This is a genomic window from Amycolatopsis sp. NPDC005232, from assembly GCF_040607795.1.
Classification (GTDB): Bacteria; Actinomycetota; Actinomycetes; order Mycobacteriales; family Pseudonocardiaceae; genus Amycolatopsis.
Window position 1 is genome coordinate 184,645 of record NZ_JBEXHL010000008.1, and the last position, 23,287, is coordinate 207,931.

General features: G+C 67.9%; 26 protein-coding genes and 1 pseudogene. 16 read left to right on the forward strand and 11 right to left on the reverse strand.

Going from position 1 to position 23,287, the window contains the following annotated elements:
* The first annotated feature begins 22 nt into the window (after positions 1–22).
* On the forward strand, positions 23–874 hold the full coding sequence (locus ABZU76_RS17775) for an LLM class F420-dependent oxidoreductase (protein ID WP_354870482.1): 852 nt from the start codon (positions 23–25) through the stop codon (positions 872–874).
* 58 nt (positions 875–932) lie between these two features.
* Here ABZU76_RS17775 and ABZU76_RS17780 read toward each other — a convergent pair whose 3' ends face one another.
* Entirely contained in the window at positions 933–1,385 is a 453-nt protein-coding gene (locus ABZU76_RS17780) for a MarR family transcriptional regulator (RefSeq protein ID WP_354870485.1), read from the reverse strand.
* A 51-nt stretch (positions 1,386–1,436) separates the two neighbouring features.
* On the opposite strand from ABZU76_RS17780, the gene ABZU76_RS17785 reads away from it, so the two are divergent.
* Positions 1,437–1,592, forward strand: a complete 156-nt coding sequence (locus ABZU76_RS17785) for a hypothetical protein (RefSeq protein WP_354870488.1) — start codon at positions 1,437–1,439, stop codon at positions 1,590–1,592.
* 333 nt (positions 1,593–1,925) lie between these two features.
* Complete coding sequence (locus ABZU76_RS17790) at positions 1,926–3,173, forward strand: hypothetical protein (RefSeq protein WP_354870491.1); 1,248 nt, start codon at positions 1,926–1,928, stop codon at positions 3,171–3,173.
* A 50-nt stretch (positions 3,174–3,223) separates the two neighbouring features.
* Here the strand turns inward: ABZU76_RS17790 and ABZU76_RS17795 are convergent, their stop codons facing one another.
* Both ABZU76_RS17795 and ABZU76_RS17800 read right to left on the reverse strand, forming a co-directional pair.
* Positions 3,224–4,300 (reverse strand): extracellular solute-binding protein, encoded by a 1,077-nt coding sequence (locus ABZU76_RS17795; protein ID WP_354870493.1) that lies wholly within the window; start codon positions 4,298–4,300, stop codon positions 3,224–3,226.
* Between the two features lie 1,012 nt (positions 4,301–5,312).
* Positions 5,313–7,487, reverse strand: coding sequence for an alkaline phosphatase family protein (locus ABZU76_RS17800; RefSeq protein WP_354870496.1), 2,175 nt, complete (start codon positions 7,485–7,487; stop codon positions 5,313–5,315).
* Between the two features lie 253 nt (positions 7,488–7,740).
* Between ABZU76_RS17800 and ABZU76_RS17805 the strand changes: the two genes are divergently transcribed.
* The 3 genes from ABZU76_RS17805 (at position 7,741) to ABZU76_RS17815 (ending at position 10,503) form a co-directional block, all read left to right on the forward strand.
* Positions 7,741–8,874, forward strand: coding sequence for an EfeM/EfeO family lipoprotein (locus ABZU76_RS17805; RefSeq protein WP_354870853.1), 1,134 nt, complete (start codon positions 7,741–7,743; stop codon positions 8,872–8,874).
* Positions 8,867–10,036, forward strand: coding sequence for a Dyp-type peroxidase (locus ABZU76_RS17810; RefSeq protein ID WP_354870499.1), 1,170 nt, complete (start codon positions 8,867–8,869; stop codon positions 10,034–10,036). Before ABZU76_RS17805 ends, ABZU76_RS17810 begins: the two co-directional genes overlap by 8 nt.
* Positions 10,037–10,308: 272 nt before the next feature.
* Complete coding sequence (locus tag ABZU76_RS17815) at positions 10,309–10,503, forward strand: transposase (protein ID WP_354870856.1); 195 nt, start codon at positions 10,309–10,311, stop codon at positions 10,501–10,503.
* Positions 10,504–10,538: 35 nt separating this feature from the next.
* On the opposite strand, the gene ABZU76_RS17820 is transcribed toward ABZU76_RS17815, so the two are convergent.
* Entirely contained in the window at positions 10,539–10,748 is a 210-nt protein-coding gene (locus ABZU76_RS17820) for a hypothetical protein (RefSeq protein WP_354870502.1), read from the reverse strand.
* A gap of 96 nt (positions 10,749–10,844) precedes the next feature.
* On the opposite strand from ABZU76_RS17820, the gene ABZU76_RS17825 reads away from it, so the two are divergent.
* Together ABZU76_RS17825 and ABZU76_RS17830 are read left to right on the forward strand one after the other, a co-directional pair.
* Entirely contained in the window at positions 10,845–11,033 is a 189-nt protein-coding gene (locus ABZU76_RS17825) for a hypothetical protein (protein WP_354870504.1), read from the forward strand.
* 418 nt (positions 11,034–11,451) lie between these two features.
* Positions 11,452–12,768, forward strand: coding sequence for an MFS transporter (locus ABZU76_RS17830; RefSeq protein WP_354870506.1), 1,317 nt, complete (start codon positions 11,452–11,454; stop codon positions 12,766–12,768).
* Positions 12,769–13,256: 488 nt separating this feature from the next.
* Here the strand turns inward: ABZU76_RS17830 and ABZU76_RS17835 are convergent, their stop codons facing one another.
* Entirely contained in the window at positions 13,257–13,664 is a 408-nt protein-coding gene (locus tag ABZU76_RS17835; RefSeq protein ID WP_354870509.1) for a hypothetical protein, read from the reverse strand.
* Between the two features lie 310 nt (positions 13,665–13,974).
* Positions 13,975–14,166, reverse strand: a complete 192-nt coding sequence (locus tag ABZU76_RS17840) for a hypothetical protein (protein WP_354870512.1) — start codon at positions 14,164–14,166, stop codon at positions 13,975–13,977.
* Positions 14,167–14,221: 55 nt separating this feature from the next.
* On the opposite strand from ABZU76_RS17840, the gene ABZU76_RS17845 reads away from it, so the two are divergent.
* Positions 14,222–14,407 (forward strand): hypothetical protein, encoded by a 186-nt coding sequence (locus ABZU76_RS17845; protein WP_354870515.1) that lies wholly within the window; start codon positions 14,222–14,224, stop codon positions 14,405–14,407.
* A 217-nt stretch (positions 14,408–14,624) separates the two neighbouring features.
* On the opposite strand, the gene ABZU76_RS17850 is transcribed toward ABZU76_RS17845, so the two are convergent.
* A complete protein-coding gene (locus ABZU76_RS17850) occupies positions 14,625–14,759 on the reverse strand; it encodes a hypothetical protein (RefSeq protein WP_354870517.1) in 135 nt (44 codons plus the stop codon).
* Between the two features lie 63 nt (positions 14,760–14,822).
* On the reverse strand, positions 14,823–15,398 hold the full coding sequence (locus ABZU76_RS17855; RefSeq protein WP_354870520.1) for a hypothetical protein: 576 nt from the start codon (positions 15,396–15,398) through the stop codon (positions 14,823–14,825).
* A 59-nt stretch (positions 15,399–15,457) separates the two neighbouring features.
* Here ABZU76_RS17855 and ABZU76_RS17860 point away from each other — a divergent pair.
* Positions 15,458–15,577: pseudogene (locus ABZU76_RS17860) on the forward strand (IS481 family transposase); the annotation flags it as partial.
* 413 nt (positions 15,578–15,990) lie between these two features.
* Here the strand turns inward: ABZU76_RS17860 and ABZU76_RS17865 are convergent.
* Entirely contained in the window at positions 15,991–17,199 is a 1,209-nt protein-coding gene (locus tag ABZU76_RS17865; RefSeq protein ID WP_354870522.1) for a cytochrome P450, read from the reverse strand.
* Between the two features lie 429 nt (positions 17,200–17,628).
* Positions 17,629–18,006 carry a glycerol-3-phosphate dehydrogenase C-terminal domain-containing protein gene (locus tag ABZU76_RS17870; protein WP_354870859.1) on the reverse strand — a complete coding sequence of 126 codons (378 nt, stop codon included), beginning with the start codon at positions 18,004–18,006 and terminating at the stop codon, positions 17,629–17,631.
* Positions 18,007–18,200: 194 nt separating this feature from the next.
* Between ABZU76_RS17870 and ABZU76_RS17875 the strand changes: the two genes are divergently transcribed.
* The 3 genes from ABZU76_RS17875 to ABZU76_RS17885 all read left to right on the forward strand — a co-directional run bounded on the left by ABZU76_RS17875 (position 18,201) and on the right by ABZU76_RS17885 (position 20,075).
* The gene (locus ABZU76_RS17875; RefSeq protein WP_354870525.1) at positions 18,201–18,500 is read left to right on the forward strand and encodes a hypothetical protein; all 300 of its coding nucleotides are present in this window, start codon (positions 18,201–18,203) and stop codon (positions 18,498–18,500) included.
* Between the two features lie 195 nt (positions 18,501–18,695).
* Positions 18,696–19,616: an NADPH:quinone oxidoreductase family protein gene (locus ABZU76_RS17880; RefSeq protein WP_354870528.1), complete on the forward strand. Its 921-nt coding sequence runs from the start codon at positions 18,696–18,698 to the stop codon at positions 19,614–19,616.
* A gap of 306 nt (positions 19,617–19,922) precedes the next feature.
* The gene (locus ABZU76_RS17885; RefSeq protein ID WP_354870530.1) at positions 19,923–20,075 is read left to right on the forward strand and encodes a hypothetical protein; all 153 of its coding nucleotides are present in this window, start codon (positions 19,923–19,925) and stop codon (positions 20,073–20,075) included.
* 55 nt (positions 20,076–20,130) lie between these two features.
* Here the strand turns inward: ABZU76_RS17885 and ABZU76_RS17890 are convergent, their stop codons facing one another.
* Positions 20,131–20,784, reverse strand: coding sequence for a TetR/AcrR family transcriptional regulator (locus tag ABZU76_RS17890; RefSeq protein ID WP_354870533.1), 654 nt, complete (start codon positions 20,782–20,784; stop codon positions 20,131–20,133).
* Positions 20,785–20,885: 101 nt separating this feature from the next.
* Here ABZU76_RS17890 and ABZU76_RS17895 point away from each other — a divergent pair, with 101 nt between their 5' ends.
* The 3 genes from ABZU76_RS17895 (at position 20,886) to ABZU76_RS17905 (ending at position 23,142) form a co-directional block, all read left to right on the forward strand.
* Positions 20,886–21,485, forward strand: coding sequence for a carboxymuconolactone decarboxylase family protein (locus ABZU76_RS17895; RefSeq protein WP_354870536.1), 600 nt, complete (start codon positions 20,886–20,888; stop codon positions 21,483–21,485).
* A 53-nt stretch (positions 21,486–21,538) separates the two neighbouring features.
* Entirely contained in the window at positions 21,539–22,186 is a 648-nt protein-coding gene (locus tag ABZU76_RS17900) for a nitroreductase family protein (protein WP_354870538.1), read from the forward strand.
* 134 nt (positions 22,187–22,320) lie between these two features.
* Positions 22,321–23,142 carry an isocitrate lyase/phosphoenolpyruvate mutase family protein gene (locus ABZU76_RS17905; protein WP_354870541.1) on the forward strand — a complete coding sequence of 274 codons (822 nt, stop codon included), beginning with the start codon at positions 22,321–22,323 and terminating at the stop codon, positions 23,140–23,142.
* The last annotated feature ends 145 nt before the right edge of the window (positions 23,143–23,287 follow it).

Here is a 23,287-nt window from a genome sequence, read left to right on the forward strand (position 1 = left end):
CAGAAGCGGAGGCACGGTAGCCATGCAGCTCGGCCTGCACGCACTGGGCATCGGCGCCGGCGCCCGCCGGGCCGTGATCGACGCGGTCGCCGTGGCGGCCGAGTCGTGCGGCTTCGCGACGCTGTGGTCGGGCGAGCACGTCGTGATGGTCGACCGCACGTCCTCGCGCTACCCGTACTCCGCCGACGGCCGCATCGCCGTCCCGGCGGCCGCGGACTGGCTCGACCCCTTGATCGGCCTCAGTTTCGCCGCCGCGGCCACCTCGACCATCCGCGTCGCCACGGGTGTCCTGCTCCTGCCCGAACACAACCCGATCGTCGTCGCCAAGCAGGCCGCGAGCCTCGACGTCCTGTCCGGCGGCCGCCTCACCCTCGGTGTGGGTGTCGGCTGGTCGCGCGAGGAGTTCGACGCGCTCGGCGTGCCCTTCGCCCGGCGGACGGCGCGGACTGAGGAGTACGTGGCCGCGATGCGCACGTTGTGGCGCTCGGACGTCGCCTCCTTCACGGGCGACTTCGTCCGGTTCTCATCCATCCGCGTGAATCCGAAACCTTGTGGCGCCACCATCCCGATCATCTTCGGCGGCAACAGCGACTCGGCGCTTCGCCGCGCCGCCACCCTGGGCGACGGCTGGTACGGCTTCAACCTCGACGGCGTTCCCGAGGTCGCCGACCGCTTGGACTTCCTCGCCGCTCAGGGCCGAGACCTCGCCGAACTGCGGATCGCCGTCGCCCTGCGCAATCCCGCCCCTGGCGACGTCGCGGAGCTGGCCTCGCTGGGCGTCGACGAGCTGGTGATCGTCGACAGTCCGCCCGACGATCCGGGGTCGGCGACAGAATGGGTCTCAGCTCTGGCCGACCGCTGGCTCTCCGCCTGAACCCGCGACACCCCGACGGCCGTCGCTGCACCAGAATCGTCCACAGTGGACCAGCCGCTTACTCCGGATACGAGAACCGGGTCAGCAAATCCATCAACTTCGCCGGCTCACCTGGCCGCAGGTGCGACACCAACTCCTGCGCCGGCCCCACCGCGTCATCGTGCGCCGCGTCGAACGCCTTCAACCCGGCTTCGGTGATCTCGACCTCACGCACGCGCCGGTCCCCCGCCACGGACTTGCGGACCGCGTACCCCTTCTCCTCCAGGTCGTCGACGACCCGCATGATCCCGGCTTTGTCCGAGCCCGTCGCCTCGACCAGGTCCCGCTGCGTGGTCGGCCCTTGGTCCACCAGGATGATCAGCACGGCGAAGTGCCGCAGATCCAGCCCGTGCGGCCGCATGGCGGCTGTCATCGTGCTCGCCACCCGCGCGTGCGCCCGGCGCAGCAGCAACCCCAGCGCGAACGGCGAGTCATCCCCCGGACGATCGATCGCCCGCGACTTCCCACTCATGCCCGCACTCTACCTCGACTGATACGGTTTCATCCGATACGGAGGTTGCCCGTGTTCAGCCTCGGAGTCACACGCCGCCAGGCGGAGCTCACCGCCGCCCTGCCCGGCGACGACCTCCTCCCCCACGCCGACGTCGTCATGGACCGGGCCTTCACCCTGCCCGCCCCGCCCGAGCGCGTCTGGTCCTGGTTCGCCCAGCTCAAATAAGAACCGCGCCTGCTGGTACGCGCCGGTCGCGCTCCTTCGTGAGCTGCCCGGACAGCCGGTCGACCACCGCTCCCGACCTCCGCGGCGATCTCGTGGTCGCCGAGCCACAGCTTCGTGGTCGTCCGCACGGCGACGGTGCCGAGCGCGATCAGCGCGGTTTCGACGGGCACGGCGTTCATCCAATCCCATCGGCACGGCGCCGGACACGCGTTTCGCCTGAAAGCACCAATACGACCCCAGCCTATTCCTACCGAAGAATTGTACAAGAATCGTACAAACTCGGTTCACCCGACGGTTTGACACTTTCCCGAATCGCGTGCAGAAATAGTCGTCATGCGAATTCCCCGAGTGCTCCTCCTCGTGCTCGCCGTCGCCGCCGGCGCGCTCGCGATCCCCGGCACCGCCAGCGCCGCCTACAGCGATCCGCTGACGACCACGACCAAACAGAGCCTGGTCTGGCACGCCACCCCGACCGCCGCGTTGACGGCGCTCGACAACGCGCTGCCCAACGTCAGCCTCAACACCGTCGTCAACGACCCCAGCTACCCCACCACCGGCTGCACCGCCGCCGAAAAAGCCGCTCTCCCCAAGGCGCCGGCGGCCACCACGTCCTTCTGCTGGGACACCGACCGCGCGAACAGCGCCACCTGGGTCCCCCAGGGAATCACCACCTCCGGCGACGCCGACGACGACGGCATGTGGGGCGCCGACAAGATCATCCTGTCCGGCTGGCACAGCGGCGACGCCCTCGGCCGCTACGACGACGCCCGCATCATGGCCGTCAACTACGACAAGCCGGCCGCGCCCACCAACCGCATGGTGTACCTCGCCGTCCCCAACAGCACCGGCTCGAGTTTCACCGCCGCCAAAGCCCACATGGGCGGCATGGCCTGGTACGGCGACAAGATCTATGTCACGGCCGTCGGCAACACCTCCACCGCCATCCGCGTCTTCAGTACCAAACACATCCTGCAGATGAGCGACACGACGTCCAACTCGATAGGCAAGACGTCCGCCGGATACGCCGCCTACACCTACAAGTACGCCCTGATGCAAATCGGCTACTACACCTACGCCGGCGGCACCTGCAGCATGCAGTCCGACACCGGCGTCCCCTGCTTCTCCTCGATGTCCCTGGACCGCACCACCTCGCCCGCCACCATCGTCACCACGGAATACTTCGCCGACCAATCCCTCCACGGCCGCCTCTACCGCTACCCCACCGGCGCCGACTACCTCCTGGCGAGCACGGGCACCACGCCCGCCACCGAGGCCTTCCGCAGCTCCGTCGGCAACATGCAGGGCGTCCTCTCCCACAACGGCAAGTGGTACGTCTCCCACAGCTCCGCCACGCTCAACGGCCAGCTCTGGACCCAGACGACCTCTGCGAGCAGCTCTTCGACGTGCAGCTCCCCCGCCACGACGGCCTGCTGGGCAGTGCATCCGGAAGCCCTGACCTACGACTGGTCCACCGGCCTGGTGTGGTCCCAGTCGGAATGGTCGACGACGGATTGCTCCGCCCAGGGCCAGACGTGTGGCCGCTCGGTGTTCGCCGTGCCGCTGTCCTCGCTGCCGGCCTGACTGGCTGACGGGCTGACGGCCTGACCGTGCCTGGCGCTTCGCGCTCCTTGTCACGGAGCGCGAAGCGCCGCTTTCATCTCCGCGAGGTAGTTGTTGTAGTCCGACTGCGCGAGGACCGGGTGGCTCCAGGCCGGGGCCCATTTGGTCGGGTCCCAGACGGCCGCGTCGTTCGTGACGTCCGTCCGGATCGAGGTGTGGTTGGTGATCCGGACGACTGCTTCCTGGCCGGCCTTCGAGACGATCCAGTCGTCGAAAAGCCGGGCGGCGTTGGGATGCGGCGAGTTCTTGACGACGTCGATCAGGCTGAGCGAAGCCGGCAGCGGGGTGCCGTTGGCGAAGTCGAGTTCGCCCGGGGTCTTCCGCTTCAGCGCCGAGGCCTTGTAGCCGTACGCGGTCGCAGCGACGGGCGGCTCGCCCGCCTGGACGTTCGTCAGCGACACGGTGTGGCTCTGCACGAAGCGCGGTGAGTTCGCGCCGAGTGCCTTCAGCAGCGCCAGCGCCTTGTCGTGTCCCATGGCGATGATCAGGCTGTCGTACCAGTTCACCGCGTAGGGGTCGATGGAGAACTGACCCTTCCACTCAGGCCGTGTCAGGTCCTCCCACGACTTGGGTGCCGTCAGTCCGCGCTGCGCCACCACGGCCGGGTTCCACGCCAAGACCGTGGTGAGCACGTAGACGACGCCCCGGTACCCGGCCGGCAGCGCCAGGCCGTCAGGCAGCGGCGGCGCGTCCTTCGGCTGGTAAGGCTGCAACGCACCGGCCTGCACGAGCTGCGCGATCTGCGGCCCCTCCCCGGAGACGACGTCCGCGTTGTACTTCCCGCCGCGTTGTTCGGTGATGATGCGCTGGGGCAGTTCGGATGCGCTGGGCCGCAACGCGTTCACCTTGACGTTCGGGTACGTCTTGTTGAAAGCGGCGATGATGGGCTGCACGTCGGTGTCGGCGAAGGTCGTGTACCACACGACGGCCCCCTCCTTGGCCGCGGCGGCCGCCAGCTGAGCGGGACTCAGCTTGTCGGCCGCGGCCTGGGCCACCGAGTCATCACCCGCCCCACCACCACACGCGGCGACCGCCGTGACCACAAGCAGGGCCGCGAGCGGCCGGGAGATCGAGCGCCACACGTTCATAACCGTCCCTTCGGCGAGGGCGGCCACCCTTCAACGCGGGGCGGCGATTCACCTCGGCGTGAGTGCGGAATCGACGCTCAGCAGTATGGACTATTGGTAGGACTATTTGTCAACCGTCGCCGGCCGCGCGCCGACGTCGACGGGCCCGACCTTCGACGAACCCCCGGGGGCCAGCGGCTCGGCACAACCGCCGAGCGCCTCGCCGAAGAACGCGCCGTTGTCCAGCTGCCAGGCAGCGGTGCTGTCATGTGGTGTTGCGCACCAACCTCAACGGGCGTCAAGCGCAGTGGCGGGTCACCTTGCTCCACGACACCGGCCCCGCGCTGCAGTTCTCCACTGCACAGGTGAACTGCTGGAAAGAGGTCAACCTGTTGCCCGACAACAGTTGCGGTGCATATGACGCCGGGTCTCCCGCCACGGCGCCGCTGGGACAGCGGCATCCTCTACAGAAGCCGACTCAACAACTCGAGCGAGTACTACGGCGCCGTGAACGGAAGCTTCCCGCCGGCAGGTTATCCGTCGTATCCCCTGGGGACGCTGGAAGGCGCGTATTTCAACTGTGACGACTCGCAACCAACCGCGAGCACAGGCGGGCTGCCCTGCGCTCGACGGCCTGCACGCTGATCACTACCGCCGCAACGTCGGATTGGTCAGGGATGTGCACCCGTCCGGTCGGCGTGGGAACGGTCCTGCGCTGCCGAACCAGGCGCACCCCGGTTCGATCAGACGTCGATGAAGACCTCGGCCGGCCATCGTGTGCGCCCAGCGGGCCGCCGGCCTGCCGTAGTGCCTGCAGACTCTCCAGAGGCTCCGAAACGAGGCTGCACCAACTTCAGAGTGCTGCGGCGTTCGCGGGTGAGGATGACCCGCTCGACTGCGGCACCCCCCACCACACACCACAACTTCGAAACCCCGTCAGCGTGGCCAGGGCGTCGCCCCATCGCGGATGTGCCCGCGATCCGGTGGGGAACGCGGGCACATCGCGACTAGCTCAAAGCGGTGGGCGAAAGGCTCACTTCTCCGCGGCGCGACCGGCGAACCGCTGCATGAAGTCGGCAGACTCCTTCGCCGTGATGATCACGTCGTAGTAGCCGTCCTCGGTCGGCCAGGTGACGACGCTGTGCTTGCCGGCGGGCACCTGGATGGTCGTCTTCCTCCCGGCGAAGTCGTTCGCGGTCAGCGTGTAGGTCACTGACCGGCTGCCGTCGGCGGACAGGGTGAACTCGACAGTCGCGTCGGCCGACTTGCCCCGGCCGTCCGACCGCGTGTTTCCCTTGACCAGCCGAACGTCGACCCGCGGCTGGGCCGAGGTCCGGTCGTTGGCCGGGACGACGATGCCGGCGAAGGACCGGATGAAGTGGTCGGGCCCGTAGAAGGTGAACGCGTACTTGCCGTTCGTCGCCTTGGTGTCCCAGGTGTACGAGTTCGACCGGTGGTTGCCGGCCGTGAGCGGCAGCGCGTCCTGGCCGATGCCGAGCGGCTCGGCGCCGACGAGGGCGGGCACGTACTTGTCGGCCAGCCCGACCAGGTTGACCGCCTTGCCGCCTGCGCCGCCTTCGACGGTGAAGGTCGCGGTCGCGGTCCCGGTGTTGTGGTTTTCCACGAGGACGCCGTTGGGCTGGAACGACAGCGGGCTCCGCTTCGCCTTGCCGGTGATCTGCTGGGTCGGCATGACCTGCGCACCGACGGCCGGCTGGGGCACTGCCGGCAGGCTGGCGTCGACGACGACCGACTTGAGCAGGTCGGCGGGCTTCGGCAGCTTCGGGAACGACGTGTCGAAGTTGCCGAAGTCGATCGCCGAGAGCAGGTTGCCGGAGACGCTGCGCCGCCAGTCGTTGATGTTCTTGCTGATGGCCGGCTTGCCGAGGCTCTTGGTCCACTCCTCGATCAGCTGGATCGTCGAGGTGTGGTCGAAGACCTCGGAGTTGACGAAGCCGCCACGGGTCCACGGCGAGACCAGCACGAACGGCACGCGACCGCCCATGCCGGGCTTGATTCCGGGTGCGCGCTCGCCGACGGTGCCCACCTCGGGGATCGGCGGCACGACGTGGTCGAAGAAGCCGCCTTCACCGATGCGGTTCGCGTGGTCGGGCTCGTCGTAGTTCAGGATGATCAGCGTCGACTCCCACAGCTCGGGGTTGTCGTGCACCGCCTGGATCACCCGGTCGGTGTAGACCGCGCCGTTGTTCGGGGCGTACGTCGGGTGTTCGGTCCACGCCGCGGGCGCGACGACCCAGGACACCTCGGGGAGGTCGCCCGCCTTGCAGTCGGCGATGAAGTCCCGCAGCACGTAGTCGAGGTTGGAGGTGTCGTTCTTGATTCCGGCGGGCTGCGTGGTGTGGGCGTGCACCACACCACCGCGGGCGAGCAGGCCCTCGCGGGGCATGGTGTTCTGCGGGTTCGCGTTCTTCGGGTCGAACGCCGCGAACGAACGGACCGTGTTGTCGGTGTAGTCGCCGAGGAAGTTGTCGTCGGTGTCGTTGTTGACGTAGATCTGCCAGCTGACGCCGGCGTCCTGCAGCGTTTCCGGGTAGGTCTTGAACTTGTAGGCGTAGCCGTAGTCGCCGTTGTTGTTGACGACCGGACCACCCTGGGTGCCGGCCGCGTCGTTGGTGCCGGCCCACATCATGATGCGGTTCGGGCTGGTGCTGGTGTCCAGCGAGCAGAAGTAGTGGTCACCGATGGTGTAGGCCTTGGCGATCGCGTGGTGCCACGGCACGTCGGCTTCCATGAAGTACCGGTTGCGCGCGCTGCTGTTCTGCGCGTTGTACTTCAGGCTGTCGGCGTGGTAGGGCAGCAGGTAGCCCTCGGCGCGGCTGTTGGGGTCGTAGTAGATCGTCTGGCCGTTCTGCCAGGTCAGCACCTGCTTGTCACCGAAGCCGCGCGCGCCGGCCAGGTCGAGGGTGCCGAAGTAGTGATCGAACGACCGGTTCTCCTGCATCAGGATCACGATGTGCTTCAGATCCTTGATCGTGCCCGTGCGGTGCGCCGGCTTCGAGCCGGGCTTGCCGTCCGCCACGGCGTCGACCGGGACGACCGCGTCGGGCGCGGCCTCGGCCGGGACGGCCGTCAGCCCGCCGGCGGCGACTGCCGCGCCCGCGGCTCCCGCGGCCTGGATCAGCCGGCGCCGGGAGATTCGGTTGCGGTCCGTGGTCACTCTGTCGCCGTCCGAGTCGTTCTGAGACATGCGGTTCTTACCTCGGTTCTCGTGGTGGGGAGTCGGCCTGAATCGCCGACCACGCCAAAGTCAACTGCCGCAAGTCTCGGCGCCGCGAGAATCAGGTAATGAACGTTCCGGGAAGTCTCAGGGCGTCCGCGATTTCGCTCCGTCGGGGTTGCCCGGATAAAATCGCATCCGAGTCACATGCTGTTCACTGACGCGCAATGGGCGCCATCGAACGCGTTCACGACCGCCACCCAAGCTGGGCGCGGTGAGCACCATGACGGCCTCGGCCGCACCACCCCGGCCGCAGACCGTCACCCTGGTCGTCGGCTCGCCCTACGGCATCGACGACTGGCTCGGCGGCCCCGCCGGCCGCTACGACTTCGAGTTCGTCAACAACGAGGGCGCCGGCGCGGAGATCTACCTGGAGGACCCCGAGACCGAGCGGATCTACGTCGAGGTCGAGCACTTCGGCCGCGGCGTCAGCCGCACCGTCACGGCATGGGTGCCGCCGGGAACGTATCGCTGGGTGTGCATCACCGACTACACGATCAAGTACAGCCTGCCGGTCGTCGTCACGGGTGACCCGTTGCCCCACGACGTGCACGGGATCATCCCCGTCACCGGGTTGGACCTGCGGATCCCGATCAACAGCTACGTCGCCTGGATCACGGGACAGCTGCCCGCGCTCACCCAGCAGGTCGAACGGCTCCGCAGCGCCCTGCAAGCCGGCGATACAGCGGCCGCCCAACGCGACTGGCTGACCGCCCACCTCACCTACGAGACGCTGGGCGGGGCCTACCGGGCGTACGACGAGATCGGTGACGACATCAACGCCGACCCGCCACGCGGCGTCTCCCCCGCTCGCCTCGCGGACGCGGACTTCACCGGCTTCCGCAAGATCGAGGCGATGTTGTGGCGCGACCGGCCGGCGGCGACGATCGTGCCGCACGTCGACGCGCTGCTCGAGGCGATCGGGCGGCTCGCCGACGAGTTGGCGCTGCCCAACGCGATCGCGCCGATCGACATGGCCCGGCGGGCGCACGAGATCCTCGAGGACGCCCTGCAGTGGGACCTCAACGGGATCGGCGACGCCGGCAGCCAGACCGAGCTGGCGACCGTGGACGCGAACCTCACCGGCGTCTGGCAGGCTCTGGACCCGCTGCGGCCGATACTGCGCAAGCAGAACCCGTACCTGGATCAGACCGACGAGCAGCTGCGGCTCACCCAGCAGCTGGTCCGCAGCCACCACCACGCCGACGGCTGGGTCGGACTGGCGGCACTGTCCGTTCGCCAGCGGGCCGCGGTCAACGCGGCCGTGCAGCACAGCGTCGAACTGCTCTCCCACGCCGCGGTCGTCGTCGACCCGCGCAACGCCACCCGCGACCGAGGCCCGATCACCCATGACTGACATCGACACCGCCCTGCCGACGAGCCGGCCGTTCGAAGGCACCCACCAGGCCGGCATTCTCGAGCCCGCGCAGCAAGCGGCGATCGTCGTCGCGTTCCTCGTGACCGCGGCCGACCGGCCCGCGCTGCGGCAAATGTTCCAGACGCTGACCGCGACGATCCGCTACCTGGTCGACGGGGACGACGCACCGGCCGGGCGCGGCAGCGACGACGGGCTCGTGTCCACCCCGTACGAGAATGGCGTGCTCGGCGCGGGCACGGTACCCGACGGCCTCACTGTCACGGTCAGTGTCGGCGCGAGCCTGTTCGACGACCGGTTCGGTCTTGCCGGCGTCAAACCGGCCCGGCTGCGCGCGATGGACGAGTTCCCGAACGACGCGCTCGACCCCGACCGCTGCGACGGCGACCTGCTGGTGCAGATCTGCGCCGATCACCCTGACACCGTGCTGCACGCGCTGCGCATCCTGACGCGCGCGACCCGGGCCGACCTGCAGGTGCTGTGGCAGATGGAGGGCTTCACCAGCCCGCCGCGGCCGAGTGGGACGCCCCGCAACCTGTTCGGCTTCAAGGACGGCACAGCCAACAAGGAATTCCTCGACCACCCCGATCTCGTCGATCAACTGGTGTGGACCAAAGCAGGCGGCGACGAACCGGACTGGGTGACCGGCGGCTCCTACCACGTGGTCCGCCTGATCCGGATGTTCGTGGAGTTCTGGGACCGGATCTCGATCAACGAGCAGCAGCGGATCTTCGGCCGTGACCGCGACACCGGCGCGCCGCTGTCGGGCCGCCCGGGCGAACGAGTAGCCGGCCAGGAGGAGTTCCAGCTCCCCAGCTACTTCAGGGACGCACACGGCAACACGGTGCCGCTGACCGCGCACACCCGGCTCGCCAACCCGCACGACGGCACGGCCGACGACCGACGGATGCTGCGCCGTGGCTTCAACTACAGCGCCGGCATCGAGCGCAACGGCCAGCTCGACATGGGGATGATCTTCATCTGCTTCAACGCCGACCTCGACCGGCAATTCGTCGCCGTCCAGACGCTGCTCATCGACGAACCGCTGGTCGACTACATCTCCCCCGTCGGCGGCGGCTACTTCTTCGCCCTGCCCGGCGTACGGGATGCCGACGACTGGCTGGGTCACGGCATGCTCGACTGAACGGCCACCGGTCGGGCGTTTCCAGGCACGTCAGCCATGAACCTGAACGAGATCCCCATCCGAGCCGGGGAGCATCCGTCCTGGTAGAGCCGCATCGCTTGGCCGATGTCGATGTGGCCGGCGATGAGCGCTGGTTCTGCTTGGCATCGAGTTGCCGCGCCGGACCCGTTGTGCGGCGTCCAAGAAGTCAGTTCAGAATGAGGTCGGTCTGTCTGCGTCGTGGGCTGTGGAGGGTCCAAGATTGTCAGGGTGCGTGACGAGATCGTGACGGGCTGCGGGGTCGGCTTGAGCCGCTGATTCCGTTTCCTGAGCGACGTATCCGCTTTCCAGGCCGCAAGCGCGCGGACGATCGTGCTGCCCTGGAGGGTGTGCTGTACGTCGTGCGCACTGGTATCGGCTGGAACCGGTCACCGGCCGCTCTGCTCGGTGCTTCCGGCGCTACGTGCTGGCACCGGTTGACCGAGTAGTACGAGGCGGGGTCTGGCAGCAACTGCACGAACAGCTACTCGCTGAGCTTCGCGCCGCCGGCCTGCTCGACCAGACCGCAGGTCTGACGGATTCCACGCATCTGGGCGCGCTCAGTAGGGAACGCACGGAGCCGAGTCCAGTCGATCGCCGCAAGCTCGACTCCCAGCATCACCTGATCACCGACGCGGTCGGAACTCCACTCGCGGTCATGCTGACCGGCGGACACCGCAACGACGTCACTCATTGATCCCGCTGATCGCGGCCATTCCACCGATCCCAGGCACAGTCAGCAAACCACGGCGACAAGAACTACGGCGGCCTGCACGGGTTCGAAGACTCGGTGGACATCGACGACCCGGAGGTGGCCGACGAGCTGTCCGAGCTGGTGGCCGACGCGATGGCCGAACGTTCTCTTGTGGGGTGCGGGTGGCCTCCGGTGGAGCTTGGCCAGTTCGGGTTCGGCGTCTTCCTGCCAGATCTGGTCCTGCTACAGCTCGTTTTCCGTTTTCCCATTCCGCGCGGAAGCTGAAATTTGCTTCCTCGCGGGTTTCCTCCCTGCGATCGTTCCTTCGAACGACGTCCGCACGGTGTCGAAAGCCGAGTACCGCCATAGCGGCCCATTGGAGCCGACCACACACCATAAGGCCAGCTCCGGCGCCCGGACGCCGTCAGCGGGACGCCGAACGGGCAGTCGCCGGCTACCCGTTCGACCGGCGAACGGCCGGTCCCATGGCCGCGAATCTTTGGCCACACGGACACCGTGTCCGCTGTTCCACTATTCCGACATCCACGCCCGGGCCACGAACCCCGGCAGACCGGTCTGACCGGCGCCACAGCCGGCGGCCCCATCGTTCTTCGTCTCGCTTCTCATCGGACACCCGACTCGACCGGAGACGCTCCGCCGACCTCAGCCGGCTCGGTCGTCCCGACTACGTCAAGGAGCTTTCATGACCGCGTACCCCGAACCCTTCGAGCGTGACCCCGCCAGGGCCAGAACTCTCGGCGAACCCACCGAACCGGCCTTCGAAAAGGTGCCGACGCGGGACATCAAACGCTCGACCGTGATCGGCTGGGTCGCCGGCATCGTCGCTGTCTACGACTTCATCCTGTTCGGCACGTTGCTGCCGCGGATCGCGGCGACGTTCGGCTGGTCCGAGTCCTTCGCGCTGTTGGTGTCCACGCTCGTGAGCGTCGGTACGGCCGTGGCCTTGTTCGCGATCGGGCCGATCGTGGACCGGATCGGGCGCCGCCGCGGAATGATCGCCACGGTCAGCGGCACCGCAATCGCGTCTGCGGTGACGGCCGCGACCGGAGGCGCAACCAGCCTTGTCGCAGTGCGCTCGATCAGCGGGCTCAGTCTGTCCGAGCAGTCCGTCAACGCGACCTACCTCAACGAGCTCTACGCCGCGGCCGAGGACGAGCGCGTTTCGCGTCACCGCGGCTTCGTGTTCTCGATGGTGCAAACGGCCTGGCCGCTGGGCGCCCTCGCCGCCGCGGGCTTCGTCGCTCTCGTGTCACTTTTCCTCGACCCGAGCCAATGGCGCTGGGTCTTTCTCCTCGCCACCGTCCCGGCAATTCTCGTCGCTCTGTTGTGCCGCAAGCTGCGGGAGAGCCCGCAGTTTCTGGCCCAGCGCGGGGCCGAGAAACAACGCTCCGCGCCGCTGTCGCTGATCTTCAAGCGCGCCCAGCTGCGCAACACCGTAGTGCTCGCGCTCGGCTGGCTCACCAACTGGATGGCGATTCAGACCTTCAGCGTTCTCGGCACCACCGTGCTCGAATCGGGCAAAGGCTTCAGCTCGTCGAACAGCCTGCTGCTCGTCGTCGCGTCCAACCTGGTCGCCGCGCTCGGATACCTCGCCCACGGCTGGCTCGGCGATCGCTTCCCGCGCCACCGCGTCATCGCCGTCGGCTGGACCGTCGCCGCAGCGATGTTCACGCTGATGTTGCTCGGCCCGAACAACGTCGGTTTCGTGCTCGTCACCTACATGATCGGATTGTTCTTCCTGCTCGGCCCGTACGCGACCCTCCTGGTCTTCCAGTCCGAGTGCTACAGCACCGAATGCCGCGCGACTGGCGGCGCATTCGCCTTTGCCATGAGCCAGCCCGGCGCCATCCTCGGCGGGCTACTGCTGTCAGCCCTTACTGGGCTCGGCTGGGGCTACGGCCCGGCCGCGCTCGTCGTCGGGGCCGGCGGCTGCCTCATCTCGGGCCTTCTGATGCTGGCCAGCCGTAACGTGGCTGCCAGAGGGGACACAGGAGCCTGAACACTTGACGAGTTCACCAGCGCAGGAAACTCCTCCTCGCACACGGCCCCGAACTGCCGGCGCGCCATTCGTCCAGGCAGCTCGGGGCTGGTTGCCGCACAGCTCAGTCATTGCACGAACGCGACTTCTCCTTCTCGTCCGCGTACACGACTTCGCCAGCTTGCGCGAGGAAGACCGCCGAGCCTCGTTCGTCCCCTCGAACTCGGAACGCACGATCTTGACCAGCTCGCGGGCCGGGCCTGAACCAAGAGTTCTTCCGGCACACGGCTCACGTCGTTCGGCTCAGCACCTCGTTGCACGACAGCCTTGCACAGGTGGGGCGTCACCTCCCGGCATTTCGTGATCGACGGACGGGTGACGGACGCGCCCGGCCGACCGAGGTCGCGCCTGCGTGCTGCATGCGGTTCGTGGCGCCGATCGCCTGCAGAAGGACAGGACCGACCTCGACCGGCAGATCAAGAGCAGTGACCCCACGCCCGCCCAGAGGCCTACCGCGCGATGGCTGTGTGGTCCAGCTCGAGCACGACGGGGGCGTGGGCGTGGGCGGTGCAGTACCCCACCGTGCCCTGGTCGACGACCGTGAGGCTACGCACGGCGGCGTCGGGGGCGTGGTGGGTGGCGTACCAGCGGTCGATGCGCCGGGGCGGGTGGTCGTCGGCCGGGTGGAACCCGGTGGTCGCGGTCCATGGGGCGCCGGCGATGCGGGCGCAGTCGCGCATCCGGCCGAGTCGCTCCAGCCGGATCGCGACGCGCCGGTCGAGGCTCCCGTGCTCGTCGAACTGGTAGGCGAACGTCGGGTGCCAGGGCTGGCGCCGGTACGGGTCGCGGTCGTAGAAAGGCTTCGCTGCCGTCGGGCTGCGCCACTGTGGTCGCGCCGATGCCGTTGAAGTCGCCACCGACGAACCCGGGCACGTCGTCGCCGTGCTTGGCACGCATGATCTGCGCGGCGTCGGACCAGCCCCATGCCTGATCGAACGGCGACAACGGCACTGACCCGATCCTCAGTCGCGGGCCGCCGGTGTCAAACACGCAGGTGATCAGCGAGTGCCACATGCCCGCGTCGGCACGTTCGTAGCGGTCGAAGGTGCCGGGTATGGGGGTGATGCCCTCGCGCCAGAGCAGCGCGGTGTGGTGGATCCCGCCGCCCAGGGCGAGCATCGGCTCGCCGCGGTGTTTCCACTGCCGGTCCACAGCCTTGGCCAGTCGTCACAGCCGCGTCGTCGCCAGGTCCCGCTTGTCAGGGTCGCGGGGGCCGGGTTCGCGGGCGACGATGTCCTGCACCGCCAGCACGTCCGCGTCGAGCCCGCGCACCAGCGCCTCCAGGCGCGCGAACCGTTGCTCCGCGGCCGGGGTGTCGCCGTCGTAGAGGTTGAACGCGTTCACCGACACCAGCCGCACAGCGACCCCCGTGTTCGTTCCACATCCAGCACCGGTCCCGCGCCACCGTAGCGCGGTGATCACCACGCGCCGCTCGGTGGGCATCCTGGCCACGATGGGGCGATGGGGCGAGCATCTGTCGCAACTGACGGGAGCGATCTACCCCACCGAGATGCTTCTGCAGACCGCCGGCCACCGAGTACGGGCTGGCGAAGCCTCCATCAATCCGCGCGTCCGGCCCGTGTCCCCCGAGCTGAAGTGACGATCAGAGATCGGCCGATGGAATCTGCTGTGCTTCGAACACCTCGACGGCCGGTTCGGCGGACTTGTCGGATAGACACCAAACGGTCCGGCACAGCGTTCGACAGTGCTGGCGGGATCGCAGCCACGACGCCCGCCGGGCGATGAGGTATCGACGGACACCGGCCACCCGCGACGGTCAGCTCGAGTCGCCATTTCGTGGCCGTCCGCCGCCGCAGTCAACGCGTCACGAAGGCCGCGTAGACCGCTCTCTCGAAGCGTTCCCACAAGGCGACCTGGTCGGCCACCGCGAAGGGGAAGGTCTGGGTGGACAGGGCGGTGGTAAGCCCGCTGGTGCGGTCGACCCAGTACATCGAGCTGCACAGGCCTGGCCGGCCGCCGCTGCCATGCCATCCTCACGTTCCGGATGGTCGAGCTCAGTCACGGCGGTGCAGGATCGACGCCAAGGCCGCGAGGTTGGCGGACGTGAACTCGCCGGGCGCGGCCACGCGGATGCCGAGCATGGCGGTAAACGCGGTCAGAGCGTGGAGCGCGATCAGGTCTCCTGCCGGGCCGTCTCCGAACGCGGCGGCCGCGGCGTGGAATCGCCCCTCGAAGAGCGCGTCCAGTGCGGCCGACACTGCCAGCTCGTGGTGCGGTGGCACCGTCGCGGCCAGCCGCGACAGCACCCCTGTCCGGATCTGCCGAGCCTTCAGCCGCGCGCCCGCGGCCCGAGCCTCAGCGGTCAGGTACGCGGCGAACCGGGTTGCCTCAGCGAGCACCTCGCCGACGCGCGCGCTTGCGCCAACCTGACGAGTGACCTGAGCGACCCGGTCGGCATCGCCTTCGACGTAGCCACCGATCAGTTCGAACACCAGCGCCGCGCATTCGCGCCGATCCACCTGCCCGCCGATCTTGACGCCGACCCGTCGTTCGTCCTCTTCGCACGCCACGGCATTCGTCAGAGGCGGAACCTTGAAAGTGGAGTTCAGTTGCACCGTTGGCTTGTTCACGCGCCCTCCTCTGCAGCTCGGCTCAATGCTGGCGTCAGTCGACGATCGATTCTTACCGACGATGCGCCGCGAAGCGGTTCCGGATGTCGGTCTCGACCGCCGCGCAATGGGCCGTTCGCTACCGCATCGACCGGGAAGCCGGAATGCACGACCGGTCCAGTCTTCCGCGTATCAACCCGGCTTGACGACCGACTGTGGGTGATGGTGAGCGAGCGGCGCCCGAACGCGGCCGCCAGATCCGGTGGATCACGCGAGCGATGGCGGAAACCGTGGTGTTGCTACGGGACGTGCGCCCACGCGGCAGCGAGGTCGGGCAGCCACAGCATGGCGCCCGCGGTGTCATCTCCTCGGCTATTCGCTTCGCGAGGGTGTCGACGTCCGCCTCGTCCTCGGTGGCCAGACCGTGCGCGGTGATCACCGGCAGCATGCTGCGAGCGAGTTCCGCGAGATAGCGGGGCACCCGCATCCCCGGCTCAATGCCGGCCCGGGTCAGCAGGAACGCGGTGTGCGGCCCGTAAATCTCAGCCGGCAAGCGCATCCGATCGTCTCGGCCGGGACCGCCCCAGGACGTAGCCGTCCGTTTCAGGCACGGTCACTGCGCGGTCCTGACGAGGAGGCTCTCCGGGCCGTGCATCAATGTGCTGTCGCGCCACCGGAGCTCGTCCGGTGCGATGGCGAGACGCAGGTGCGGAAAGCGCGTGATCAAGGCGGCCACGGCGAGGCTGCCCTCCATCCGGGCCAGTGGCGCGCCCGGGCAGTAGTGGATGCCGTGTCCGAATGCCAGGTGCCCGGCGGCCGAGCGGGTGATGTCGAACCGGTCCGGGTCCGGGAACACCGACTCGTCGCGGTTGGCCGACAGCACCGACAGCAGCACCGTCTCGCCCTCGGGAATGGTCCCGCCGGCCAGCTCGATCGCCGAACCGGCGAACCGCGTCGGCAGGATGTTCACCGGGGACTCGTACCGCAGCACCTCTTCGACGACGTTGTCCACCAACGAAGGATCGGCGCGCAACGCGGCGAGCTGATCCGGCGAGGTGAGCAGGCACAGCACGGCGTTGGCGATCAGGTGCACCGACGTGTCGTGCCCGGCGATCAACAGCAGCAGGGACGTCGCGACCAGCTCGTCCGCGCTCAGCCGATCACCGTCCTCATCGGACACCGCGATGAGTTCGGAGAGCAGGTCGGCCGCAGGGTTCGCGCGCTTGCGTTCGATCAGCGCGGTGAAGTACTCGACGGCTTCGGCGAGCGCCTCGTAGTACCCGTCGCCGGCTTCGGCGTCGTTGATCGCCTGCGCCCAGCCCCAGAACACGCCGCGGTCGTCCTGCGGGATGCCGAGCAGCTCGCAGATCGCGAACGTGGTCAGCGGCACGGCGAACTCGGCCACCAGGTCCACCGGCCGGCCCGGCGCGAACGCGCCGATCAGCTCGTCGATCACCGCCGACAGCCGCGGGCGGAGCCGGTCGACCGCACGCGGGGTGAAAGCCCGGTTCACCAACCTGCGCAGCCGCGTGTGGTCGGGCGGGTCGCGGTAAATCATGCTGCTGCCCAGCGCCCGGTACATCAGCTCCTCACGAGGCGTGAGCTCACGCCGCTCCGCCGCGGCGTCCTGCTCGGCCTTCGACCGCAGGTCGTGGCGAACGCGGCCGTCACCGACAAGAGCCCGGACATCCTCGTAACGGGTCACGAGGACGGCCGCCGCCTGGCGCGCCTCCGAAACCGGACACACCGGCGCCGACTCGCGCAGCTTCGCCATGAAGCCGTGCGCGTCCTGCATCGCCTCACCGTCCACAACCACTCGCATGCAGCCCACCGTAAGCCCGTACATCGCGTGATCAACTATCACGCAGAAACCGCGACCTGATAAGGCAGCAGGCGAAGGTGAGATCGGGCAGTAAGACCTGACGATCGGGAACTATCGGATATCAGGCCGGCGCGAACCGCCACGCCTCGAACCAAGTCGGGGATTTGCACCCGGTCTGCTCGTTACCCGGAGCGGTAATCTCAGAACAAGCGCAGGAATGTAGGGGCCTCCCCGCTCACCTCACAGCCGAAGCAACAGACTCTCAGACGATGCCCGCTCGGCCGTGGCTGCGACGATCGATCGGGAGAGGCGGGCTGAAGCGGGGAGGCTGACGCCGCTGCATGATCACAACAGGCACTGACCGTCGCATTCGGACAAACATGTCGCACTTGCCGATGAGACAAGGCCGACCGGTATAACCGAGCCACGTCAGCTCCGCACAGACAGGCGCGCAGTCACCGCATCGTCGTCGGAAGCCGCGGCGAGCGCGCGCCGGTCAGCCTCCCGCTCCAACCGATACCGCGCCACCTCGACCGCTCGCCGGTCGTAGTCCCAACCGAGCTCTTCGGCCAGTACCTCGGCAACGAACGGTGCGGCACCCAGTCCTCGGTCGGGAGTCTCGATGAAGATTCGGGTTCGCCGCTCCATCACGTCGGCGAGATGGGGATGCAACGCCCCTTCGCTCCGGGCAGCGTAGTGGAGCTCCGCCGTGAGGTAGTTCGGCGCGCCCTTCACCGGGCGAGCCAGCTCGGGCCGGTCGGCGATCAGGTCGAGAATGCCCAGGGTGAGCGTGCCGTACCGGCCCAGTGTCCCGTGATTCTGGTGTCTCTACTTAGCGTTGTTGTCGACGTGTTTCTTGATGTTGGTCTGGACGAGGCGGACCTTGGCGAGGATCTCGTCGGCGGTGGCGGCCCAGGTGAAGGGCTTGGCGGTGGTGTTCCAGTGCGTGATGTAGTCGCGGTGGGAACTCAGCCGGGTCGGCCGTGGTCGGCTGACCGGTAATGTTGATCGCCGCAGCGACGCTGTCGAAGGTGAACATTCATGAGCCGACCGTGGCCGCGGAGAATCTCACCGAAGGCCAGTGGTTCTGGCACGAACCGGTGCGTGGACTGCGGGCATGGTCTTTACAAGTCGCCGAGATCCTGGTCGGCGCGACCACAGTGCGGATTGTCACCACCGACGACATTCGAGAAGTTGTGTCCTACCGGCGCGATCGGCGCGTACAGCTGAGCAACGGCCACAGCGACGCCCACAGCGCCAGTCCTGCAGAAACGCCACCCCTCGCCGGCCGGGCCCGCTGACCGCTGCTGCTCAAGGTGAGTGGGCATCAACACCCCGATCAGCATCGGGGGGCATGACAGCCAACGACGAGCTCGACGCCCTGGTCCGCAAGCTCGTGCTCGAGTGCATTTTCGGAAAGGAACACTGTGTTCTCTGGTCGTGCGTGGCGGGTGGTGAAGTTCGGCGAACCGGGAGAGGCGGCCGAACTCCAGGAGATGACTTGGGCTGAGCCGTCGTCCGGGCAGGTGCTCATTCGGGTCCGGGCCGCGGGGGCCGGGTTTCCTGACCTGATGATGACGGGCGGCACATTCCCGCTGCTGGGTGCGCCGCCTTTCGGTCTTGGGGAGGAAGCCGCAGGCGAAGTCGTCGCCGTGCCACCCGGCTCTTCCTTCGCCGTCGGTGAGCAGGTGAGCGGCATCACTGATTTCGGAGAAGGGTGGGGAGGTTATGCGGACTACGTGTACCTGCGCGAGCGCTCCACGATCCGGATACCTCAGGGCATGACGGACGAACAGGCGGCCGGTTTCCCGATCGGCTTCCGCACGGCGTACGCGGGGCTGGTCGAGCGCGCTCCGGTCGAACCGGGTCAGAGCCTGCTCGTACTCGGTGCCGCCGGAAGCAGCGGGGCCACCGCTGTGCAACTCGGCAAGGCGCTCGGCGCGACGGTGATCGCCGTCGCGGGAAGCCCGGAGAAGGTGGACTTCTGCGCGCGGCTGGGCGCCGACCACGTCCTCAACCACCGGACGGACGACTTGACGGCGCGAATCGCGGAAATCACCGACGGCCGCGGCCTCGACCTCATCTACGATCCAGTGGGCGGCGACACGGCTGCCACGGTGGTGAAGAGCATCGCGCGCAACGGGCGTATCGCCATGATCGGCCTGGCGAGCGGCGCGCCGGTGCCCCTCGACCCCATGGACATACTGCTGCGCAACTACACGGTGGTCGGTGTGCTGGCGAGCCCGTCCGACGCGCAGACGGAGGCAACCGCGTGGCAGCGCCTGACCGAACTGGCGGCGCAGGGCGCGATCACGACGCCGGTGGGCACGGTGTACGCGTTCGATGAGGTGCCGCGGATGATCGCGCGACAAAGTGCGCCGCCCGCCGGCAAGTCCATTGTGCGAGTGGCCGGGTGAGGATCGGCGCTCACCGGCTGTGGTGCCGCAGCGGCGGCGACCCGGCCGCCGCGGCGGGCCCGTAGGCCCGGCTGCAGCTACACATGTTCGCGGGCTTTCCGTGGACGTGCGGCCGCGCATCGTCGAGCGGGTCGACTTCACCCGTCCCAACCCCGAGTGCCGCTGAAAGGCAGTCGGGCACTTCGTCCCGGCCGACAGTGGCCGGCACGCCGACAAGGTCGAGGTAAAGTCGGCCAACCACCCGGCCGGCGAGGAACGGGAGGGGTTTGCCCGCCGACGGACGCGCACACGCTCACAATCCTTGTGTTGGGCGGCGCGTTCCGCGTCGAGGTCGGCCAGCAGAGCGTGCTGTTGTCCGAACTGGGAGACTACGTCCTCTTCGGGCCCGCGCACGCGCATCGGTTGCAGGCGCTGGGCGCGGCCACCATGCTCACCGTCCGGTGGTCGTCCTCCCGGTAGGGAAGGACGCGCCAGTGGTCGTCCGGAGCACCGGCACGCGGCCCCGAATGCTCGGTTACTGCCCCCGCGGCCTGTCGGCGTCGGGCGATATCGCGAAGGTCTCCACGTAGTCGACCGCGGCGTACAAGGCGTCTCGCAGCGGCGCGATGTCCCGCGCGATCTGCGCGAGGAGCATGCCACCCTGATACGCGGCGAGGAGCGCGTGCGCGAGCCGGGCGGGATCGGCCGCAGCGTCGAGGCGGCCGAGGCGCTGCATCCGCTCGAGGCCATCGCGGAAGATGTCCCGCCACTGCTCGAACGTGGCGGCCAGCTGCTGGTGGACGTCGAGGTCGGTCTTGACGATCTCGCTCGCGAGCGATCCGAGGCTGCAGCCGTCCTCGAATGGACGGCCATGGGCGACGTAGAAGTCCGCCCACTCCCGGAACGCGTCGATGGTGTCGAAGCCGTCGAACTTGTCGCTGCGGTGGAAGTCGAGGACACCGCGGGCCTGCCAGTCGATGACGGCGAGGACGAGGCTCTCCTTGTTCGGGAAGTAGTGGTTGAGCTGGGAGCCGCTCACGCCCGCGACTCGGCGAAGCTGTTCGTTGTTCGCCGCGTGAACGCCTTTGGTGTAGATGAGATCGGCCGCGTGCTCGAGGATGCGGGCGCGCGTCGCCTGCCCCTTGTCGGTGAGCTTGTGGGCCTGCCGAGGTCCCGTGTCCGTCTTCATGGTCTCCACCCTACCAAAAATTGGGCTTGACAGCCCATTCTCTGATGGTGTTCACTTCCAGAAGTGGGCTGAACAGCCCAAAATATTCGGGGGTGGCACTCATGGCCACCGTCGAGGATCACCACCCACACGAATCAACGGAGGCCGACGCCATGTCCCGACTCACCACCCCCGCTCCCGACGAGGTTCCCGCGCAGGTGCAGGCCACCCTCGACGGTATCCGCGCGCAGTTCGGCTTCGTGCCGACCATGTTCGCGACCCTGGCAGCGAACCCGGCTGTCCTTGACATTGTGATGACCCTGCAAGGCAAGATCGGCCGGGTTCTGGATGCGAAGACCCGGCACACGATCGCCCTCGCAGTCTCCCAAGCCAACGGCTGCGACTACTGCCAGGCCATGCACGCCTACGTCTCCTCCGAGCTCGGCGGCATGTCGCATGACGACATCGAGCTGGCTCACGCGGGGAGCTCCACCGACCCCCGGCGCGCCGCAGTCGCTCGCTTCGCGCAGCGGGTCGTCGAAAGCCGTGGGCAAGTGAGCGATGCCGACATCGCGGCGGTGCGAGGCGCCGGCTACACCGACGCGCAGATCCAAGCGATCGTCACGGTCGCGGTGGTGTTCCTGCTCACCAACTTCCTCAACAACGTCAACCAGACCGACGTCGACATCCCCGCCGTCGCGGAGGCGAACACCGCCGCCTGATCACGCACCCATCCATTTTTCACCACGGCATCCCAAGAAGAAAGCAGATCGACATGGACCTCGACAAGCTGATGAACAAGCACCTCACCCGATACTTCGACGGAAGCAGGGCCATCCCGGAAGAAACACTTCAGCAGCTGCTGAAGTTCCTGCGCTCGGCGCCGACGTCAGTGAACGTGCAGCCGAACCACTTCTACGTCCTCGGCACGGACGAAGGAAAGAGGCAGCTCGCGGACAATCTGGGCGAACGCTTCGCCGACAACGGTGAGAAGATCATGAACGCGTCGCACGCGATCATCATGACCACTCGCGTGGACGTGCCCGACGAGCACCTCGAGGCCGTGTTCGACAAGGAGAGGGCGGATGGCCGGTTCCCCGACCCCGCGAAGCAGTCGCTCTGGGAATCAATGACCCGCGACTTCCTCACCATCCGCAACTACGGCTACAAAGACCTGAACCACTGGATGGAGAAGCAGACCTACATGGCGCTCGGGATGACGATGATGGCGGCGGCCGAGCTCGGCGTCGAAGCCATGCCGCTGGAAGGATTCGACCCGACCAGCGTCGACAAGGCCTTCAACATCCGCGAGACCGGGCACACCACCACGGTGCTGCTCGCACTCGGCTACCCCGACACCGCCAAGGCGTACGCCACCCCGATCTCGCGTTTCGAGCCCGACCGGCTCTTCACCTTCGCCTAAAATAACCCTGGCCTTGCCCGTATCGCGCTTTGCCGTAATACGACGCCGCGAACCGGCACTGACCAAGCGCGCGACGAAGACCCAGGCGCGCATCGAACGACCGTCGAACCGCAGAAAGAAGCAAGAGCATCACCATGCCTGACACGACGCAGCACGCTCGCTACGAACAGTTCCTCGAACTCCATCGCGGCACCGGCACGTTCATCATGCCCAACGCCTGGGACGCGCCGTCGGCCCTGCTCTTCAAGGAGGCCGGGTTCAAGTCCATCGCGACCTCTTCAGCGGCTTTCGCCGCGACGCTGGGTCGGCTCGACGGCATCCACGCCGTCAGCCGCGACACACACCTGGATCATGCCGCGCTCCTCACGTCGGTGAGCGGCCTGCCGATCAACGGCGACTTCGAGGACGGCTACGGCGAGACTCCCGACGACGTCCGGGCCACCGTCGATGCCGCCATCGCCCGTGGCCTGGCCGGCATCGGAGTCGAGGACACCACCGGCGACCGGTCCCAGCCGATTCGTGGCTTCGACGACGCGGTTCGCCGCATCGAGGCCGCCGCCGCAGCCGCGCACGGACGGATCGTTCTGACCGGCCGTACGGACAACTTCTTATGGGGAATTTCCGACCTCGATGACAGCATCCGCCGCCTCACGGCCTTCGCGGAAGCAGGAGCGGACGTCCTGTACGCGCCGAACCTGCCGGACATGGCCTCCATCACCGCCGTCATCAACGCTGTCGCACCCAAACCGGTCAACGTCCTCGTCAGCCCCCAGGACCCGGCCACCCTCGCAGAACTCCAGACGATCGGGGTCCGCCGGATCAGCCTCGGGGTCGACCCCTACACACACGCCCTCGGAGCAACACAGGCGGCTGCGGCGAAGCTGGCGGAGGGAGACCTGACGGCGCTCGCAGCAGAGCTCACCTTCGGCCACATCATCGACCTCATCAAGGGCTGACACGGCCACGCAACCGGGCAGCTGAGCGTCGCTGCGACGTGGACGAGGCGCCGGCGCTGCTCGTCGGAGGGTGATCAGCTCCTGGAGGCGGACGCCTCGCCACACGTCGGGTTCATGGTGCAGCTGAAAGCACGAGAGCCCTTCG